General features: G+C 72.3%; 16 protein-coding genes. 5 read left to right on the top strand and 11 right to left on the bottom strand.

Features of this window, described 5'->3' with window-relative positions; all coding sequences use genetic code 11:
* The first annotated feature begins 172 nt into the window (after positions 1-172).
* Together MQE23_RS32445 and MQE23_RS32440 are read left to right on the top strand one after the other, a co-directional pair.
* On the top strand, positions 173-970 hold the full coding sequence (locus MQE23_RS32445) for an alpha/beta fold hydrolase (protein ID WP_020272972.1): 798 nt from the start codon (positions 173-175) through the stop codon (positions 968-970).
* Entirely contained in the window at positions 963-1,595 is a 633-nt protein-coding gene (locus tag MQE23_RS32440; RefSeq protein WP_020272971.1) for a hypothetical protein, read from the top strand. Before MQE23_RS32445 ends, MQE23_RS32440 begins: the two co-directional genes overlap by 8 nt.
* 11 nt (positions 1,596-1,606) lie before the next feature.
* On the opposite strand, the gene MQE23_RS32435 is transcribed toward MQE23_RS32440, so the two are convergent.
* From MQE23_RS32435 to MQE23_RS32410, 6 genes are all read right to left on the bottom strand, one after another.
* On the bottom strand, positions 1,607-2,353 hold the full coding sequence (locus MQE23_RS32435) for an endonuclease/exonuclease/phosphatase family protein (protein WP_020272970.1): 747 nt from the start codon (positions 2,351-2,353) through the stop codon (positions 1,607-1,609).
* A gap of 97 nt (positions 2,354-2,450) precedes the next feature.
* Positions 2,451-3,404: an ROK family glucokinase gene (locus tag MQE23_RS32430; RefSeq protein ID WP_020272969.1), complete on the bottom strand. Its 954-nt coding sequence runs from the start codon at positions 3,402-3,404 to the stop codon at positions 2,451-2,453.
* 133 nt (positions 3,405-3,537) lie between these two features.
* Complete coding sequence (locus MQE23_RS32425; RefSeq protein WP_020272968.1) at positions 3,538-4,038, bottom strand: DUF5304 domain-containing protein; 501 nt, start codon at positions 4,036-4,038, stop codon at positions 3,538-3,540.
* A gap of 44 nt (positions 4,039-4,082) precedes the next feature.
* Positions 4,083-5,258: an ArsA-related P-loop ATPase gene (locus MQE23_RS32420; RefSeq protein WP_243380967.1), complete on the bottom strand. Its 1,176-nt coding sequence runs from the start codon at positions 5,256-5,258 to the stop codon at positions 4,083-4,085.
* A 125-nt stretch (positions 5,259-5,383) separates the two neighbouring features.
* Positions 5,384-5,821 carry an SRPBCC family protein gene (locus MQE23_RS32415; protein ID WP_086564878.1) on the bottom strand — a complete coding sequence of 146 codons (438 nt, stop codon included), beginning with the start codon at positions 5,819-5,821 and terminating at the stop codon, positions 5,384-5,386.
* 111 nt (positions 5,822-5,932) lie between these two features.
* Positions 5,933-6,730: a metallophosphoesterase gene (locus tag MQE23_RS32410; RefSeq protein ID WP_082319876.1), complete on the bottom strand. Its 798-nt coding sequence runs from the start codon at positions 6,728-6,730 to the stop codon at positions 5,933-5,935.
* A 297-nt stretch (positions 6,731-7,027) separates the two neighbouring features.
* On the opposite strand from MQE23_RS32410, the gene MQE23_RS32405 reads away from it, so the two are divergent.
* Positions 7,028-8,824, top strand: coding sequence for an AMP-dependent synthetase/ligase (locus MQE23_RS32405; protein WP_243380966.1), 1,797 nt, complete (start codon positions 7,028-7,030; stop codon positions 8,822-8,824).
* Positions 8,825-8,843: 19 nt separating this feature from the next.
* On the opposite strand, the gene MQE23_RS32400 is transcribed toward MQE23_RS32405, so the two are convergent.
* Together MQE23_RS32400 and MQE23_RS32395 are read right to left on the bottom strand one after the other, a co-directional pair.
* Entirely contained in the window at positions 8,844-10,430 is a 1,587-nt protein-coding gene (locus tag MQE23_RS32400) for a GMC oxidoreductase (protein WP_020272962.1), read from the bottom strand.
* A gap of 164 nt (positions 10,431-10,594) precedes the next feature.
* Positions 10,595-11,737, bottom strand: coding sequence for a glycosyltransferase family 4 protein (locus MQE23_RS32395; protein WP_243380965.1), 1,143 nt, complete (start codon positions 11,735-11,737; stop codon positions 10,595-10,597).
* Between the two features lie 117 nt (positions 11,738-11,854).
* On the opposite strand from MQE23_RS32395, the gene MQE23_RS32390 reads away from it, so the two are divergent.
* Complete coding sequence (locus MQE23_RS32390; protein WP_243382837.1) at positions 11,855-13,093, top strand: glycosyltransferase family 87 protein; 1,239 nt, start codon at positions 11,855-11,857, stop codon at positions 13,091-13,093.
* On the opposite strand, the gene MQE23_RS32385 is transcribed toward MQE23_RS32390, so the two are convergent.
* Entirely contained in the window at positions 13,051-14,376 is a 1,326-nt protein-coding gene (locus MQE23_RS32385; RefSeq protein ID WP_243380964.1) for an MATE family efflux transporter, read from the bottom strand. The genes MQE23_RS32390 and MQE23_RS32385 overlap by 43 nt on opposite strands.
* Positions 14,377-14,470: 94 nt before the next feature.
* Here MQE23_RS32385 and MQE23_RS32380 point away from each other — a divergent pair, with 94 nt between their 5' ends.
* Positions 14,471-15,001: a PadR family transcriptional regulator gene (locus MQE23_RS32380; RefSeq protein ID WP_020272958.1), complete on the top strand. Its 531-nt coding sequence runs from the start codon at positions 14,471-14,473 to the stop codon at positions 14,999-15,001.
* 12 nt (positions 15,002-15,013) lie between these two features.
* Here MQE23_RS32380 and MQE23_RS32375 read toward each other — a convergent pair whose 3' ends face one another.
* Both MQE23_RS32375 and MQE23_RS32370 read right to left on the bottom strand, forming a co-directional pair.
* Positions 15,014-16,201: a hypothetical protein gene (locus MQE23_RS32375; RefSeq protein WP_243380963.1), complete on the bottom strand. Its 1,188-nt coding sequence runs from the start codon at positions 16,199-16,201 to the stop codon at positions 15,014-15,016.
* A gap of 33 nt (positions 16,202-16,234) precedes the next feature.
* Positions 16,235-17,248, bottom strand: coding sequence for a C40 family peptidase (locus MQE23_RS32370; protein ID WP_020272956.1), 1,014 nt, complete (start codon positions 17,246-17,248; stop codon positions 16,235-16,237).
* Positions 17,249-17,372 lie beyond the last annotated feature (124 nt).

Genomic DNA, 17,372 nt, shown 5'->3' with positions numbered 1-17,372 from the left:
ATGTGTCGATCAGACCTTAACCCGGCACGCCGTCAAAGGCGCCGACGGCCCTGGTCGGTGTCAGTGCCGTCGCGTACGGTGAAGGTCCCGCGAACGCCGTGCGATCCCTGCGATGACGTTCCGTGACCATCCGTGATCGTGTCCGTCCCTTCTCACGACCAGGAGGCCGAAGGTGCCGGTCCTTGCCGGAGCCGAGCCGTTTCGCCACGAGGGCGGGGAGATCGCCGTGCTCCTCTGCCACGGCTTCACCGGTTCACCGCAGTCGCTGCGCCCCTGGGCGGAGCATCTCGCCGCACGCGGCATGACCGTCTCGCTGCCGCTGCTGCCCGGGCACGGCACGCGCTGGGAGGACCTGCGGATCACCGGCTGGCAGGACTGGTACGCGGAAGTGGAGCGCGAGCTGCGCCTGCTGTGCGAGCGCCGCGAGCAGGTGTTCGTGGCGGGTCTGTCGATGGGCGGCGCGCTGGCCCTGCGGCTCGCCGCGCGGCACGGCGACGCCGTCAGCGGTGTGGTGGTCGTCAACCCGGCGAACAAGGTGCACGGCCTGGCCGCGCACGCCCTCCCGGTGATCCGCCACCTCGTCCCCGCGACGAAGGGCATCGCCAGCGACATCGCCAAGCCGGACAGCAGGGAGCTGGGCTACGACCGGGTGCCGCTGCACGCCGCGCACTCCCTGCGCCAGTTCTTCCAGGTCGCCGACCGTGAGCTGCCGCAGGTCACCCAGCCGGTGCTGCTGCTGCGCAGCCCGCAGGACCATGTGGTGCCGCCGGCCGACTCGGCCCGTATCCTCAGCCGCATCTCGTCGACGGACGTGAAAGAGGTCCTCCTGGAACAGAGCTACCACGTCGCCACGTTGGACCATGACGCGGACCGGATCTTCGAGGAGAGCACCGCTTTCATCGGTCGGCTCGCGTCCGGCCTCGGCAAGGAGCCCGGTCTCGGCAAGGAAGGGACGACCGCAGGTGGCTGAGCACGACTCCGACCGCGAGGGCCGCGAGCCGGACGAGAAGGGCGTCCCGTTCGACGAGGAGGCCGCCTGGGCGGCGATCGTCGCCGGGTACGGCGAGGAGCCGCCGGACCCGCCGGGCGCCAAGCCGTTCAAGTCGGTCGAGGACCTGGCGCTGCTGGAGCCTCCGACCAACGACGACCGGGTCGACCGGGTGGACACGGCCGCGTCGGCGCCCTCGGAGGCCGGGAAGCCCGGCGAGCCGGACGGGCCGGAGCCGAAGGAATCCGGCGACAAGCCGGCCAAGCCGCTGGGCGGCTCCGTCTCCTTCGCGCCCGGCGTCGGCCCGCGCGACTACACCGCGCCCGAGCCCGCCGAGGACGACTTCGACGAGGACGACGAGGGCCACTTCGTGCCGCCGGAGCCGCCCCCGCTGCCGTCCGCCGATCCCACCGCGAAGTTCGCCTGGCTCGGTGTGCTGGGCGGGCCGGTGCTGCTTCTGCTGGCCGTGCTGCTCGACTGGGAGATGACCTGGTGGCTGACCACGCTGAGCATCGGCGGGTTCGTCGGCGGGTTCGCGACGCTGGTGATGCGGATGCGGACGGACGACGAGGACGATGACGACCCGGGGCGCGGTGCCGTCGTCTAGGCGGCTCGTTTTCAGGCGGCTGGAATCTTGAGGGCGGCCAGGACCGGGAGATGGTCCGTGGCCGCCCTCAGGTCTGTGTCGGTCACCCCCGGCTGCCCGGACGGCACGCCGCAGCCCAGCACCTCGATGCCCTTGGTCGCGAAGATCGCGTCGATGCGCTGGTAGGGGTCGGCGGGGGTCCAGGTGTGCTCGCCGCCCCAGGGGGACGCGGCCCGGCAGTCGGTCAGGGTGTCGGTCAGCCGGCGGAAGGCGGGGCCGTCGGGGCGTTCGTTCAGGTCGCCGCCGGCGATCACGTGCTCCACGCCCATGCCGGCGAGCCGGTCCAGGAGCATGCCGGCCTGGTCGTAGCGCTCGTCCTTCTGGAGCGACAGGTGACAGCTCAGGACGCCGAGGCGGGTGCCGGCGAAGCGGACGACGGCGGTGGCGAAGCCACGGCGGTGCAGGCCGGGGGTGTGGGGCAGGAGGATGTCCTCCGTGCGTTCGACGCTCGCCCGGAGTGAGCTGAGGATCGCCGGGCCGGTGGTGGTGGCGCCCCCGGTGACGACGACCAGGTCGGATTCGCGGGCCAGACGGGCGAGTTTCTTGCGCCAGCGGAAGAAGCGGGGGGCTTCTTGGATCAGGACCAGGTCGGGCTCGCAGGCGCGGATGACACGGGCCAGGGCGTCGGTGTCGTCGCGCATCGACCGGATGTTGTAGCTCAGGACCCTGATGACCGCGGAACCGTCGGGTTCGGTACGGGAGTTGGGGAGCAGGGGCATGTGATCAATTTACGCCCAATGGCTCGGGGCGCGGGGATGGTGCGCGAGTGCCGGTTGCTCGTGGCTGCTCGCGCAGTTCCCCGCGCCCCTGAGGGCGTCACATGATCGGGTCGGGTTCCCTCGCCAGGTCCGCTGCTCCCACCAGGCCGGCCTTGTTGCCCAGTTCCGCGGCGCGGACCTCGGCGACCGGGCGCCAGTTGCCGCCGACCAGCCAGCGCTTGTAGGACTTGCGGATCGGGCCCAGGACCAGTTCGCCCTCGTCGGAGAGGCCGCCGCCGACGATGAAGGCGGACGGGTCGAAGAGGGAGGCGAGGTCGGCGAGGCCCGCGCCGACCCAGCGGGCCAGTTCGCGGTAGGAGTCGACGGCCACGCGGTCGCCCTGGCGGGCGGCCATGGAGATGTGCTTGCCCTCGATGCCGTCGGGCGTGCCGTTGCCGAGGCCCAGCAGGATCTCGGCGTTCTCCGGGGTGGCGTTGGCGCGCTGCTTGGCGTACCTCACCAGTGCCCGGCCCGACGCGTACTGCTCCCAGCAGCCCTGCGAGCCGCAGCCGCACAGCAGGCCGTCCGGCACCATGCGGATGTGGCCGAACTCGGCGGCCACGCCGAAGTGCCCGCGGCGCAGCTTGTTGCCGATGATGATGCCGCCGCCGAGGCCGGTGCCGAGCGTGATGCAGATGACGTTGCGGTGGCCCTTGCCCGCGCCGAACTTGTACTCGCCCCACGCCGCGGCGTTCGCGTCGTTCTCGACGACCACCGGGAGGCCCACACGGGCCTCGACCTTCTCCTTGAGCGGCTCGTTGCGCCAGTGGATGTTGGGCGCGAAGTAGACCTCGGAGCGCTGCCGGTTCACATAGCCGGCCGCGCCGATGCCCACGCCGACGATGTCGTGCCCGACGCGTGCGCCTTCCACCGCCGATGCGATGGCGTCCACGATGCCCTCAGGCGTGCCCGGGGTCGGCACCTTGTGGGTCGAGAGGATGTTGCCTTCCTCATCGACCACGCCGGCCGCGATCTTCGTGCCGCCGATGTCGACGCCGATGGTGAGTCCCATGAATCCCTCAGTTTCGGTCGAGCCCCGCTACGGCCAACGGTACCCGAGGCACGCCGTCGGGTTCGCTGTCGTCCGCACGCTGGGCGGGACCGGCGGCGGCACGCCGGTCGCGGCTCGTTTCGAGGAGGGGGGCTCAGTCCAGGTCGATGTGCTCCCCAGGGCCGGTGTCGTCGCCCCGGTCATGACGTTCGTCCAGGTCACGTGGGTCGATCCGGTCGTCACGGCCGGTCCAGCGCCGCTCCTGGGCCTCGACGGCGGAGCGGTAGGCGGCGAGCAGTTCGTTCCCGGCGGCGGCCAGGTGGTCGAAGACGTCCGGGTTGCGTTCGATGACGGGTTCCACGGCGGCCTTGGCCTGCTGGACGACCTGGCGGACGACCTGTTCGGCGGCTGGCCCCGCGACCGCGCCGAACAGCGGGGACTGGATCCCCGACAGCTTGTCCGCGACGGCGTCGACGAGCTTCTTCAGTTCCTCGGCCGCGGAGCCCGGGGGCGGGCCGTACTCGGTGCGGCGGCGGGCCTTCTCCGCTTCGAGGTCCTCGGCGCACGCGGTCGCCCAGGCGTCGGCGTCGGTCGCCCGCACCTCGTCCGCGGCCTCTTCGCGGGCGGCGTCGAACGGGGGGAGCTCTTCGCTCATGACGGACTCCTGACTACGGTTCGTCCCTACGACGTTACCCCCTCTCACCGGGTCTGCGGCCAGAGCTTCGGGTCGGGCGCGAACCGGATGCGCAGCTCGCCCTCGCGCAGGGCGGCCCCGTCGACGGTGCAGCGGCGCAGCGCGGAGGGCAGCGGAACGATACGGCGGAACCGCCCCGCCGTGACGACGAGTTCGTCGCCGCGCCGGACGAGGTCCAGCTCCTCGCGTATGGCTCCGGGCAGCGGGATGTGCCAGACGAGCACGCCGTCCTCGGCGAGCCGGTCGCCCACCGGCCACGCGACCGGCGGGACGGGGGCGTCCGGGTCGGCGCCGGGCACGGCGAGGGCGGCCAGGTCGTCGGCGCCGACCGGGTCGCGTCCGAGGTGGGCGACGGTCCGGACGTCGTACGACTCCCGCCACTCGTCCAGTGTCTTGCGCTGCTGGGCGACCGGGCCGGCCAGCCAGGTGTCCGGGTCCGCCTCGGGCAGGACGCGGTTGGCGACCACGACGTCGGTGCGCAGGCCGCGCAGGGCGAGGCCGAGGGCGGCGGTGCGGAGGGCGTCGGCACCGGCCGGGCCGGGCTCGGCGACCAGTCGTACGACGGTGTCGCGGTCGGCGACGACCGCCTCGGCGGCGGCCAGCTCCAGGTCCCAGCGGGCGGCCGTCTCATACAGCCACTCGGCGGGCAGGGGCACGCCGGCGAGCCGGCCGAGGACGGGGCGCAGGGCGCGGGCGGCCTGGCGTTCGGGCGGGAGCAGACGGCGCAGGTAGCGGCGGAGCTCCTCGGGCAGGGCGAGGAGGGCGAGGGCCTGCGGGGCCGGGGGCAGGTCGACGACGAGCAGGTCGTACGACTCCGACAGCGCGGCGTCGCGCAGGGCGCGCAGGAGGGCGAGTTCCCCGGCGCCGGGCAGGGGGGTGAGTTCCTCGGGGTCGAGGCGGGAGGCGCCGAGGAGGTCCAGGGCGGAGGAGGCGCGGTCCTGGAGGGCGGTGAGGTCCGTGCGGAAGTCCTGGGCGGGGTCGGGACGCCAGGCCGTGAGCCGGGGTGCGGCCTCGGTCGGCTCGGGGCCGGTGCCGGTGCCCAGGGCGGCACCGAGGGTGTCCGTGCGGTCGGTGCCGAGGACGAGGGTGCGGGTGCCCTGCGCTGCCGCGGCCAGGGCGGTCGCGGCCGCGAGGGTGGTACGGCCGCTGCCGCCGGGGCCGGTGATCAGGATGGTGCGCATGGGGGTGAACGGTAATCGACACGCCCTCAGGGGCGCGGGGCTGTGCAGACGTGCGGCTCCGCCGCGTGAGCGCGACCAGCCACGACGGGCCCGCACGGGAGCTCCGTCAGAAACCCCAGCGGCGGCTAGGCGGACTCGACCCTCTTCTTCAGACCCGCCAGCGCCCGGTCGATGATGACCTTCTCCGCCTTGCGCTTGATCATGCCGAGCATCGGGATCTTGACGTCCACGGTCAGCGCGTACGTGACCTCCGTACCCCCCGCCCCCGCCGGCTTCAACAGGTACGTGCCGTCCAGGGACCGGAGCATCTGGGACTTGACCAGGGTCCAGGAGACCTCGTTCTCGCCGGTCCACGTGTACGCGAGGACCTGGTCGTCCTTGATCGCACCCGCGTCCATGACCAGCCGGACCTGTTCGGCACGGCCCTGCTCGTCGGTCTTGAGCACCTCGGCCTCCTTCACCTCGCCGGTCCAGTCCGGGTAACGGGCGAAATCGGAGATGACCGCCATGACGTCGGCCGGGGCCGCCTCGATGGTGATGCTCGAGCTGGTGTGTTCCGCCATCGCCGTGGCTCCTCCAGATACGGGCCGGTATGAGGTCGTCGTGCGCAAGCGTGTGCAGCGTGAAGGCTACCGCGCACGGAGCCCGCCGATCTCACCCGACCTGGGACGTCCTCACCATTCCAGCGCCCACGGCGTCCCGGTCCCCGCGAAGTGACCCACGTTCACACACTCGGTCGCCCCGATCCGCATCCGCCGCACCAGCGGCTGGTGGACGTGCCCGAAGAGGGAGTAGCGGGGCCGGGTGCGGCGGATGGCGTCCAGCAGGGCCCGGCTGCCGCGCTCGAAGCGGCGCGCGACGGTGTCGTAGACCAGTTCGGGTACCTCGGGCGGGATGTGCGTGCACAGCACGTCGACCTCGCCGACGGCCTCGATCTTCGCCGCGTACTCCTCGTCGCTGATCTCGTACGGCGTCCGCATCGGTGTCCGCAGGCCGCCGCCGACGAAGCCGAAGACCCAGCCGCCTATCTCGACGCGCTCGCCGTCGAGGACGGTCGTCCCGGGGCCGGCGTACTCCTGCCACAGGGGCGGCATGTCGACATTGCCGTAGGTCGCGTACGTAGGAGTGGGGAACGCGGCGAACATCTCGGCGTACTGCTTGCGCACCGCCTTCTCGATCACCGAGGCGCGGTCCTCGCCGACGCCGGCCCACAGCCGGGCCCCGAGCTCCCGCGCCTCCTGGAAGCGGCGGGCGGTGCGCAGCGCGACGATGCGGTCGGCGTTCTCGACGCCGAACAGGTCGGGGAAGATGCCGCGCGAGTGGTCGGCGTAGTCGAGGAAGAGGACGAGGTCGCCCAGGCAGATCAGGGCGTCGGCGCCTTCGCCGGCCCTGGCCAGGTCACGGGCGTTGCCGTGCACGTCGCTCACCACATGCACGCGCGTCCTGTGGTTTCCGGCTGGTGTGGGTGCCATGGTGATCAAGGGTAGGTCGAGCGGCGCAGTTGTGAACAGTGGCGGCCCTACCTGCGGTTACTGGCCAGTCAGTTAGTGCGTGGACTACTGTGCGCGAAGGAATACCCAACTGTGTGACGCAGCGAACATCTCGACGGCACCCCCTGTCGGAGGAGCCATACCGGCGGGTAACGTCCGGGCAGTCCAGTCGTGCTCTGCATTTCAACAAGTGAATGCCGGAGCACCTGCCCGAGCCTTGGACCGGACCGTCGCATCACACAACGTCGTGGCGCCGGCGCCCTATGAGGAGCAGCAGTCTTGCGCGAGTTCAGCCTTCCGGCTTTGTACGAGGTCCCTGCGGACGGCAATCTGACCGACATCGTCCGCAGAAACGCCGCGCAGCACCCGGACGTCGCCGTCATCGCCCGCAAGGTCGGCGGCACCTGGCAGGACGTCACGGCCACCGCCTTCCTCGCCGAGGTGCGCACGGCCGCGAAGGGGCTGATCGCCGCCGGGGTCCAGCCGGGCGACCGGGTGGGCCTGATGTCCCGCACCCGTTACGAGTGGACGCTGCTCGACTTCGCGATCTGGAGCGCGGGCGCGGTGACCGTGCCGGTGTACGAGACCAGCTCGCCGGAGCAGGTGCAGTGGATCCTCGGCGACTCGGGCGCGACCGCGTGCATCGTGGAGACGGACGGTCACACGGCCGCCGTCGAGTCGGTGCGCGACCGGCTGCCGGCGCTCAAGCACGTCTGGCAGATCGAGGGCGGCGGCATCGACGAGCTGGGCCGGCTCGGACAGGACGTCACGGACCAGACGGTCGAGGAGCGCAGCTCGATCGCCAAGGCCGACGACCCGGCGACCATCGTCTACACCTCGGGCACGACCGGCCGTCCCAAGGGCTGTGTGCTCACCCACCGCAGCTTCTTCGCGGAGTGCGGCAACATCGTGGAGCGGCTGCGTCCGCTGTTCCGCACGGGCGAGTGCTCGGTGCTGCTCTTCCTGCCGCTCGCGCACGTCTTCGGGCGGCTCGTGCAGATCGCGCCGATGATGGCGCCGATCAAGCTGGGCTGCGTCCCGGACATCAAGAACCTCACCGACGAGCTGGCCGCGTTCCGCCCGACCCTGATCCTCGGGGTGCCGCGCGTCTTCGAGAAGGTCTACAACTCGGCGCGCGCCAAGGCGCAGGCCGACGGCAAGGGCAAGATCTTCGACAAGGCCGCCGACACGGCGATCGCGTACAGCAAGGCGCTGGACACCCCGTCGGGCCCGTCCCTCGGCCTGAAGATCAAGCACAAGACGTTCGACAAGCTCGTCTACAGCAAGCTGCGCGCGGTCCTCGGCGGCCGGGGCGAGTACGCCATCTCCGGCGGCGCCCCGCTGGGCGAGCGCCTCGGCCACTTCTTCCGCGGCATCGGCTTCACGGTCCTGGAGGGCTACGGCCTGACCGAGTCCTGCGCGGCCACCGCGTTCAACCCCTGGGACCGGCAGAAGATCGGCACGGTAGGCCAGCCGCTGCCCGGTTCCGTGGTCCGGATCGCCGACGACGGCGAGGTGCTGCTGCACGGCGAGCACCTGTTCAAGGAGTACTGGAACAACCCCGGCGCGACCGCCGAGGCGCTGGCCGACGGCTGGTTCCACACGGGTGACATCGGCACCCTCGACGAGGACGGCTACCTCCGGATCACCGGCCGCAAGAAGGAGATCATCGTCACCGCGGGCGGCAAGAACGTCGCCCCGGCCGTGATCGAGGACCGCATCCGGGCGCACGCGCTGGTCGCGGAGTGCATGGTGGTGGGCGACGGGCGGCCGTTCGTGGGCGCGCTGATCACCATCGACGAGGAGTTCCTGGGCCGTTGGTGCGCGGACCACGGCAAGCCGGCGGGTTCCACCGCGGCGTCGCTGTGCGAGGACCCGGATCTGCTGGCCGCGATCCAGGCGGCGGTCGACGACGGCAACGCCGCGGTGTCGAAGGCGGAATCGGTGCGGAAGTTCCGCATTCTGTCCTCCCAGTTCACGGAGGAGTCGGGCCACCTGACCCCCTCACTGAAGCTGAAGCGGAACGTGGTGGCGAAGGACTACGCGCACGAGGTCGAGACGATCTACGCGAAGTAACAGGGCTTTCCTCGGGCATTCATGGCGCGGCGTCCTCGGCGAGGACCCGCGCCATCGTGCGTTCGGCGAGCGCGGTGATGGTCACGAAGGGGTTGACCCCGATCGACCCGGGCACGAGCGAGCCGTCGGTGACGTAGAGCCTGGGGTAGCCCTTCACGCGCCCGTAGTCGTCCGTCGCCCGGCCCAGCACACAGCCGCCCAGCGGGTGGTAGGTGAAGTCGTCGGCGAAGACCCTGCTGCTCGATCCGAAGAGGTCGTAGCGGTAGATCGTCGAGTTGGCCGCGTTGATCCGGTCGAACAGCTTCCTGGCCATGGCGACGGAGACCGCGCTGTGGGCGGCCGTCCAGCCGAGCCGTACCGCGCCCGAGCCGGTGTCGTACGAGAAGGACGCCCGCTCCGGGTTGCCGGTGATCGCCAGATAGAGGCTCACCCAGTGTTCCAGCCCGGTCGGCAGCGGGGCGATCTCGGCGAACACGCGGTTGGCCGCGTTGGCCCAGTCGTCGATGCCCATGACCGGCATGGTCGACTGGTTCGCGCCGACGGTGTCCCACAGGTGGTTGGCCCGGCCGAGCATCACGTTGCCGTTGGTGCCCCAGCCGGCGCCGACGCTGGGGTCGAGATCGGGCAGGGTGCCCGTCTCCCGGGCGCGCAGCAGCAGTTCGGTGGTGCCGAGGCTGCCGCCGCCGAGGAAGAGGTACGTACAGCCGTACTCCTTGGTCTCGACGACCCGGCCGGTCTCGTCGACGCGGTCGGCGGTCAGGACGTAGCTCCCGTCCGGCGCCCGGCTGATCGCGCGGACCTTCTCCAGGGTGTGGATCGTGACGTGGCCGGTGCCGAGCGCGGTGGCGAGATAGGTCTTGTCGAGGCTGCGCTTGCCGTGGTTGTTGCCGTAGATGACCTCGCCGGCGAGTGCCGACTTCGGGGCGGTGCCGGCCGCCTCGCGCGCCATGTGGCCGAAGTCGTAGACGTTCGGCACGAAGGTGGTCCGCAGGCCGGCCTTCTCGGCATGCTTGCGGGAGACGCGGGTGAAGCGGTACCACTCCGTCGACTCGAACCAGGCCGGGTCGACGCTGTTCACACCGAGTGCGGCGCGGGCGCGCGGGAAGTACGTGCCGTACATCTCGTCGGCGTCGACGGTGGGGAACTGCTCGGCGAAGTAGGCCCTGGGCGGCGTGACCGCCATGCCGCCGTTGACGAGTGAGCCGCCGCCGACGCCCCGGCCGACGTAGACGGACATCTCCGCGAAGTGCACGCGGTCCAGGACGCCCGGGTAGCGGCCGATGTCCTGGTTGACGACGTCCAGCCAGAGGAAGGTGCCCAGGGGTGCCTCGGTGCGGGTGCGGAACCACATGGAGCGCTGGTCCGGGGTGCGGGTGGAGCAGAAGATCTTTCCGTCGGGGCCGGGGGTGTTCCAGAGCCGGCCCATCTCCAGGACGAGCGTGCGGATGCCGGCCTGGGCGAGGCGGAGGGCGGCTACGGCGCCGCCGTAGCCGGAGCCGATGACGATGGCGGGGGCGGTGTCGACTGCGGTGGGCTGCGCCGCTCGGGCGGAGTCGAGGCCGATGCGGGTGAATCCCAGGGTGGCTGCGGTCTGGAGGGCTGCCATGCCGAGGATTTGACGTCTTGTCAGATGACGATGCGTCAGGTTTGATGTCATGGGCGCAGCATCGGCGGATTATCTGGTTCCGCCTAGTGGGGTGCCGCGTATTCGTCGTGGGCGGGTGCGGGTGCGTTGTGGCTCGTCGCGCAGTTCCCCGCGCCCCTGAGTGTCTACAGCAAGTTTTTGAGGTGCTCGGCGAGCAGGTCCCAGCGCCACTTCTCCTCGACCCACTCGCGCCCCCGCTCGCCCATTCTGCGGCGCAGCTCGGCGTCGGCGAGGAGGGTGATGATGCGGTCGGCTGCCTCCGCTGGAGAGCCACCCCTCACCACCCAGCCCGTCTCGCCGTCGAGGACCGCGTCCGGGGCGCCGCCCGAGTCGCCTGCGACGACCGGCAGGCCCGTCGCCGAGGCCTCCAGGTAGACGATGCCGAGGCCCTCGACGTCCAGGCCGCCGCGTCGGGTCCGGCAGGGCATGGCGAAGACGTCGCCGGCGCCGTAGTGGGCGGGCAGCTCCGACCAGGGCACCGGGCCCGTGAAGCGGACGGAGGCGGCGACGCCCGTGTCGTGGGCCAGCTTGCGGAGGTCCTTCTCGTACGGGCCGCCTCCGACGATCAGCAGTACGGCGTCCGGCTCGGCCGCCAGGATCCGGGGCATGGCCCGGATCAGGGTGTCCTGACCCTTGCGCCGCACCAGCCGGGAGACGCACACCACCACCGGGCGGTCCGTCAGGCCCAGCCGTGCCCGCACCTCGTCGCCGCCCGAACCGGGGTGGAAGGTCTTCTCGTCGACGCCCGGCGGCAGCTGCGCCATCCGCGCGGCCGCCTGCGGACTCAGCGCGCCGGCGATCCGGGAGCGCGTGTACTCGCCGAGGTAGGTGATCGTGTCCGTGGAGTCGCCGATCCGGCGCAGCAGCTGCCGGGCGGCGGGCAACTGCGCCCAGCCGGCCTCATGGCCGTGCGTGGTGGCGACCAGCCGTTCGGCACCCGCGCTCCGCAGCGCCGGCGCCATCAGGCCAAGGGGGGCAGCCGCCCCGAACCACACCGACGTGCACCCGTGCTCCCGCAGCAGCCCGACCGCCCGCCGGGTGACGCCCGGCGTCGGCAGCAGCATGGTCGTACGGTCCCGTACGACGGTGAAGGGCTGCTCGGCATCGAAGGCGGCGGTCGCCTCCATGCCCTCCCGGCCCCGCTTCCAGGTCGACGCGTAGACGACCAGCCGCTGCGGGTCCAGCCGCAGCGCCATGTTGTGCAGAAACGCCTGGATGCCGCCCGGCCGGGGCGGGAAGTCGTTGGTCACGATCAGGGTCTTGCGCACGCCGCCGACCCTACCGAACCGCCCCGCACGGCCGTACGCACCGGCAGGTGTGGCACCCTCACAGCTGTCGGGGACATCATGGCCTCCTCGACACGGCACGCGACGGGCAGGGATCTGGTGAGTACGACGGGCGCGAAGCGGTCCCTGGCATGGCTGCTGGTGGCCTGGTGTCTCACGAGACTGGTGCTGCTGCTGTTCGTGCTGAAGGTGTACGTCTTCCCGGGCCCGGACGTGACGAGCGACGTGTCCGTGATCTACCAGGGCTGGTACGACGTCCTGCGCAGCGGAACGTTCCCTCAGGACGACGTCACCTGGCAGTACCCGCCCGCCGCCGCCCTGGCGATCCTCTCCCCCGGCCTGCTGTCCTTCCTGCCCTACGCGACCGCGTTCTTCGTGCTGGTCTGCGTCACCGACCTGGCCGTCCTGGCCCTGCTGGCGTACGCGGGCAGCCGCCCGGGCAGGTCGTTGCGGGGCGCCTGGGTGTGGGTGGCGGGCGTGCCGCTGCTCGGGCCGACGGTGTACGCCCGCTACGACGTGATGGTCACGGCGGTGGCCGTGGCGGCGCTGCTCGCGGGCGCCCGGCACCCCAAGGTGATGGGGGTGCTGGCCGCGTTCGGCGCGCTGCTGAAGGTCTGGCCGGCGATGCTCCTGCTGGCGGTCCGCCGGCCCGCCTCCTGGGTGTCGGCCGCGGTGACCGGCGTCGCGGTGACGGGCGTGTTCGCCCTGGCCGCGCCGGGGGCGTTCACCTTCCTGACCTCCCAGCGCGACCGGGGCACCGAGGTGGAGTCGCTGGGCGCGCTGGTCTTCCACGTCGCCCGGCACTTCGGCTGGCGGGGCGAGGTGCGGCTGAACTACGGCTCGATCGAGTTCCTCGGGCCGTACGTGAGCGAGGTGAGCACGGGCGCGCTGTTCCTGACGGGGGCGGCCTTCGGCTGGCTGGTGCTGTGGCGGCTGCTGGCCCGGACCTTCGAGGAGCACACGGTCGCCGACGCGGCCTTCGTGGCGGTGCTGATGTTCACCACCACCAGCCGGGTGATCAGCCCGCAGTACATGGTGTGGCTGGTCGGGCTGGCCGCGGTCTGCCTGTACTTCCCCGGGAGCCGGATGCGGCTGCCGGTCGGGCTCGTCCTGGTGGCGTGTTTCGTGACGGTGCTGGAGTTCCCGCTCTACTTCGCCAACGTGGTGGCCAGTGACGGCCTCGGCCTGACCCTGCTGTTCCTGCGCAACGGCCTGCTCCTCGCCGCCACGCTTCTCGCGGCCCGCGCCCTGTGGCGGGCGACGGTGCCGCGCACGGCCCCGGCTCGCGTGCCGGCTCAGCCCACGACCCGCACCGACGAGACCCCGGTATCCACCTGAGCCGGGGCCCGCCGGAACAGCACGCCCGCCAGCGCGCACTGCACCGCCGTCGCCACCGCCAGCGCCAGGCACACACCGGGCAGCCCGAGCCCTGTCAGGCCGTACGCGAGCGCCAGCTGGAGGGCCGTCCCGAGCGCGGTGACGCGCAGCAGCTTCGGGGCGCCCCCGCTGCCCTCGAAGACCCCGCCGAGCGCGATGAGGCAGGCCATCAGCAGCAGGTAGGGCCCGACGCAGCGCAGGAACAGCACGCCCTCGCGCGCGACCCCGGGTCCGGCGCCGAAGGCGGCCATGAGCCACGGAGCGGTGACGGCCAGCAGGACGCCCGCGGTGAGGCCGATGGCTCCGGAGAGCAGCACCGCCTGCCGCCCGATCTCCCGGCGCGCGTCCCTCCCCTCGCCCCGCGTGTGCGCGGTGTGGATGGACGCGGCCTGGCGCACGGCATAGAAGGCCATGGTCGCCATGTACATGACCTTGTAGGCGATCGAGTACGCGGCCACCGCCGTCACCCCGAGCCGCGCCACGATCGCGACCAGGACCAGGGTGCCCGTCTGCCGCACGGTGAAGTCGGCGGACATGGGCAGGCCGGTCGTCAGCGTCCGGCGCAGGGAGACGGCCAGGGGTTCGGCCGGTGCCGCCTCACGGGCGCTGCTCAGCAGCACGGTGCGCCGGACCGCGACGAGTCCGGCCCCGAGCGCCACGGACCGGCACAGCACCGTGGCTGCGGCGGCGCCCTGGACGCCGTGGAGGTGGATGAGGAGCGGGTCGAGGGCCAGGATCAGGCCGTTGGAGAGCAGGGCGAGCCGCAGCGGGGTTCTGGTGTCGCCGGCGCCCTTGAGGATGCCGTCGACGAGTTGCTGGGCGAAGAAGACGGCCATGCCGGGCATGGAGAGCGTGAAGTAGGCGACGGCGAGCGGGAGGGCGGCGCCGTCGGACCCGCCCAGCACCAGCCGGGCCAGCGGTTCGCGGCCGAGCAGGCCGCCCGCCACCACCAGCGGCGTCACCAGCGCCCACAACGCCCAGCCGCCGCGCACGGCCGCCCGTACGGCGGCGGGGTCGCGGGCGCCCCGGGCGTGGGCGACGAGCACGGTCGTGCCGGAGCCGAAGACCAGGGCGATGCCGAGCAGCACGTTCTCCGTGGTGGTCGCCACGGCCACGGCGGCCACGGCCGGACCGCCGAGCCGGGCGACCCAGACGGTGTTGATGATCCCGGCGGCGACGGACGCCAGGAGCGAGAAGTAGACCGGGCGGGCGAGCTGGAGGAGCTGCTTGCGGTGGGCGTTCACGGTGACTGTCCCCCTGAGGCCGTACCTCGCTTCGAGGTATCTCGATAAGAGGTAGCATGGGATCTCACGCCCCGCAAGGAGGACTGGGAGGACCATGCTGGAGCTGTCGATCCTGGGCTTCCTGGCCGAGGAGCCGCTGCACGGCTATGAGCTCAAGGAGCGCATCAAGGCGCTGACCGGCCATGTCCGGCCGGTGAGCGACGGCGCGCTCTACCCGGCGATCACCCGCCTGGTCGGGGCGGGCCTGCTCGACCAGCGCACAGAGCCCGGCGCGAGCGCGGCCCCGCGCCGGATCCTCGCCCTCACCGGCAAGGGCCGCGAGGAACTGCTGGAGCGGCTGCGCCGTCCGAAGCAGACCGAGATCACCGACCACGTCCGCTTCAACACGGTCCTGGCGTTCCTGCGCCACCTGCCCGACCGGCACGAGCAGGCAGCTGTGCTGCGCCGCCGGCTGGACTTCCTCGAGACGCCGGCGAGCTTCTTCTACGAGTCCGGCAAGCCGGTCCGCGCCGAGGAGACGGACGACCTGTTCCGCCAGGGCATGCTGCGGGTCGCCCGGGCGACGGGCGAGGCGGAACGGGCCTGGCTGCGGGAGGCCATCGCGCTGCTCGAACAGCCGGTTTGAGGCCGCGGGCGATCAGCCCAGCTGGACCCGCAGATAGTCCCGCCACTGCGCCGTGAAGGCCTCCGGCGTCGTCCCCAGCACGTCGCGCATCGCCTCCTCCACCGCCCCGGCCCGCTTCCGGTGCTCCCCGACGGCCCGGTAGAACTCGCCCAGCCGGGCCTCGCCCCAGCGGTCGGCGATCAGCCGGCACGCCGTCCAGCCGCTCTCGTAGGCCCGGGCCAGACGGCTCGCGTCGCCGGTGAAGCCGAAGTCCCTGTCGTCCGGGAGGGCGGAGGGGATCTGGCCCTGCGTCACCGCGCGGGACAGTTCGGGCGCGGCCTCGGGCGGGGTGCGGCCGGCGGCCCGGTAGCCGACCCAGTCGGCATAGCCCTCGGACAGCCACAGCGGGGTGGCGGGCGTGGTGTGCGCGCGGGTGGCGACATGGGTCGTCTCGTGGGTGACGACGACCTGCTCGCCGAGGGTGCCGAGAAGTGCGAACGCGTCCGGGTTGACGATGACGCGGTCGGCGGGCGCCTGCGCCGGTGCTCCCGTCTCGCCGGTGGTGACCGCCGCGATCCCGCGGTAGGAGGAGGCGGGTGAGCCGAGCAGCCCCGCCATCCCCTCCAGCGACTTCGGTACGAGCAGGACGACGCGCCGGCCCCAGTCCGTGCCCCACGCCTCCGTGACCGCGGGCACCGCACGGTCGGCCAGGTCCGCGTAGCCGCGCAGCGACCGGCCGGGCTGCCCGACACCGAGGACCAGGCTGCGCTTGCCCCGGACGACCTGGACCGGCCCCTGGTCCCACAGTTGCTGGGCGGACTTCCTCGCGGGCCGGTCGGCGTCGACGGACCACTGCCCGTCCGCGCCGCGGCTCAGCCGCAGGGTACGGCCCGCGGTCACCGGCATCCGGTCGTACCCCGCGACGCGGTAACGCAGTTCGGCGTCGGCGGTGGCGGTGTCGCCGGTGCGGTGCAGGCCGGTCACGCGGTACGACCAGCTCGCCAGGGGCAGCGCGCGCAGATGGCTGAAATCCACCCCCGTGCCCGTGCGCGCGTAGGCCCGCTCGTCGTGGTCGAGGACCGCGGCGGCCCGCCGCTCGAGGAGGCGCTGGACGTCGGCCGTGGCGCTGTCGGCGGCGGACCGGCCGCCGCATCCGGTCAGGAGGACGAGCAGCGCGACGAGCGTCGCCACCACCGGGGACACCGACCTTCGACCAGCCACGCTCCCGATCGTACGGGCGCCGGGCCGCGCCGGTCAGACCCTGGTGACCGACGAGACCGGCATCATCCCGACCGGGTCGTAGCGCACGGGTGCGCCGGGGTAGGGCGCGTGGATGACCTGGCCGTTGCCCATGTACATCCCGACATGGCTCGCGTCGCCCCGGTAGAGGACCAGGTCACCGGGGCGCGCCTCGGACAGCGGGACCTGCCGGCCGGCGTACCGCTGGGCCTGCGAGGTGCGCGGCAGGGCGACCCCGGCCTGCGCGTACGACCACTGTGTCAGGCCCGAACAGTCGAAGCCGGAGGGGCCGTTGGCGCCCCAGATGTAGGGCTTGCCGAGCGCGCTGCGGGCGGCGGCGACGGCGGCGGCTCCGCGTCCCGAGGCGGCGGTGGCGCCGCCGAGCTCGGGGATGCCGTAGCGGCCGGAGCGGGAGGCACGGCCGTAGGCGTCACGCTCGCTGTCCGGAAGGGAGTTGAGCAGCCGCCGCGCCGTGGCGAGCTTGTGCTCGACGGTCTTCTTGTGGGCGGCGACGGCCTTGCGGCTCTTCTCCAGATCGCGGAGCTTGCCGGCGGTCTCCGCGCGGTCCTGGGCGAGTTCGCGCATGGCCTGCTGGAGCTCCTTCAGCTCACCGGCCTGGTGGGCCGTGATGCGGTCCAGCCGGGAGGCCTTGTCGAGGTAGTCGTCCGGGTCGTCGGAGAACAGCAGGGCGAGGGAGGGGTCGATGCCGCCCGACCGGTACTGGGCACCGGCGAGCGAACCGAGCGACTCCCGCATGGAGTTGATGCGCTGCTGCTGCCGGGCGATCCGGTCCCGGGCGGTGCCGACCTCGTCGCGCAGTTCGTCGGCGCGTTCGTCGGCCTCGTTGTAGGCCTCGGTCGCCTTCTCGGCCTGCTCGTAGAGCCGGTCCATCTCGGCCCGGGTGTCGTCGTACGGTGCGGCGCCGGCCGGTACCGAGGCCAGGGCGGCGGCCGCGACGGACAGGATGCTGACCGCGGCACCGGCGCCCCGGTCGAACCCGGACGGTGCTAGGCGGCGATGGGACCCCACGGGAAGCCGCTCTCCTTCCGCTGGCGGACTAGGAAACGCGGCAGACAGTAGCCCCGCGACGGGGGACCGCCAACGACCATCCGTGGGTATGCGGCACGACGCCCCGCCACTGACGCAGGTCACT

It is taken from the genome of Streptomyces sp. HP-A2021 (assembly GCF_022807935.1).
In the GTDB taxonomy this organism is placed as follows: Bacteria; Actinomycetota; Actinomycetes; order Streptomycetales; family Streptomycetaceae; genus Streptomyces; species Streptomyces afghaniensis.
This window is presented reverse-complemented; position numbering and strand designations above follow the sequence as displayed.

Excerpts from the sequence above, each read along its gene's own strand:
- MQE23_RS32435 (WP_020272970.1), bottom strand. The coding sequence starts at position 2,353 with ATGCCCCTGCTCCCCAACTCCCGTACCGAACCCGACGGTTCCGCGGTC.
- MQE23_RS32430 (WP_020272969.1), bottom strand. The coding sequence starts at position 3,404 with ATGGGACTCACCATCGGCGTCGACATCGGCGGCACGAAGATCGCGGCC.
- MQE23_RS32425 (WP_020272968.1), bottom strand. The coding sequence starts at position 4,038 with ATGAGCGAAGAGCTCCCCCCGTTCGACGCCGCCCGCGAAGAGGCCGCG.
- MQE23_RS32420 (WP_243380967.1), bottom strand. The coding sequence starts at position 5,258 with ATGCGCACCATCCTGATCACCGGCCCCGGCGGCAGCGGCCGTACCACC.
- MQE23_RS32415 (WP_086564878.1), bottom strand. The coding sequence starts at position 5,821 with ATGGCGGAACACACCAGCTCGAGCATCACCATCGAGGCGGCCCCGGCC.
- MQE23_RS32410 (WP_082319876.1), bottom strand. The coding sequence starts at position 6,730 with ATGGCACCCACACCAGCCGGAAACCACAGGACGCGCGTGCATGTGGTG.
- MQE23_RS32400 (WP_020272962.1), bottom strand. The coding sequence starts at position 10,430 with ATGGCAGCCCTCCAGACCGCAGCCACCCTGGGATTCACCCGCATCGGC.
- MQE23_RS32380 (WP_020272958.1), top strand. The coding sequence starts at position 14,471 with ATGCTGGAGCTGTCGATCCTGGGCTTCCTGGCCGAGGAGCCGCTGCAC.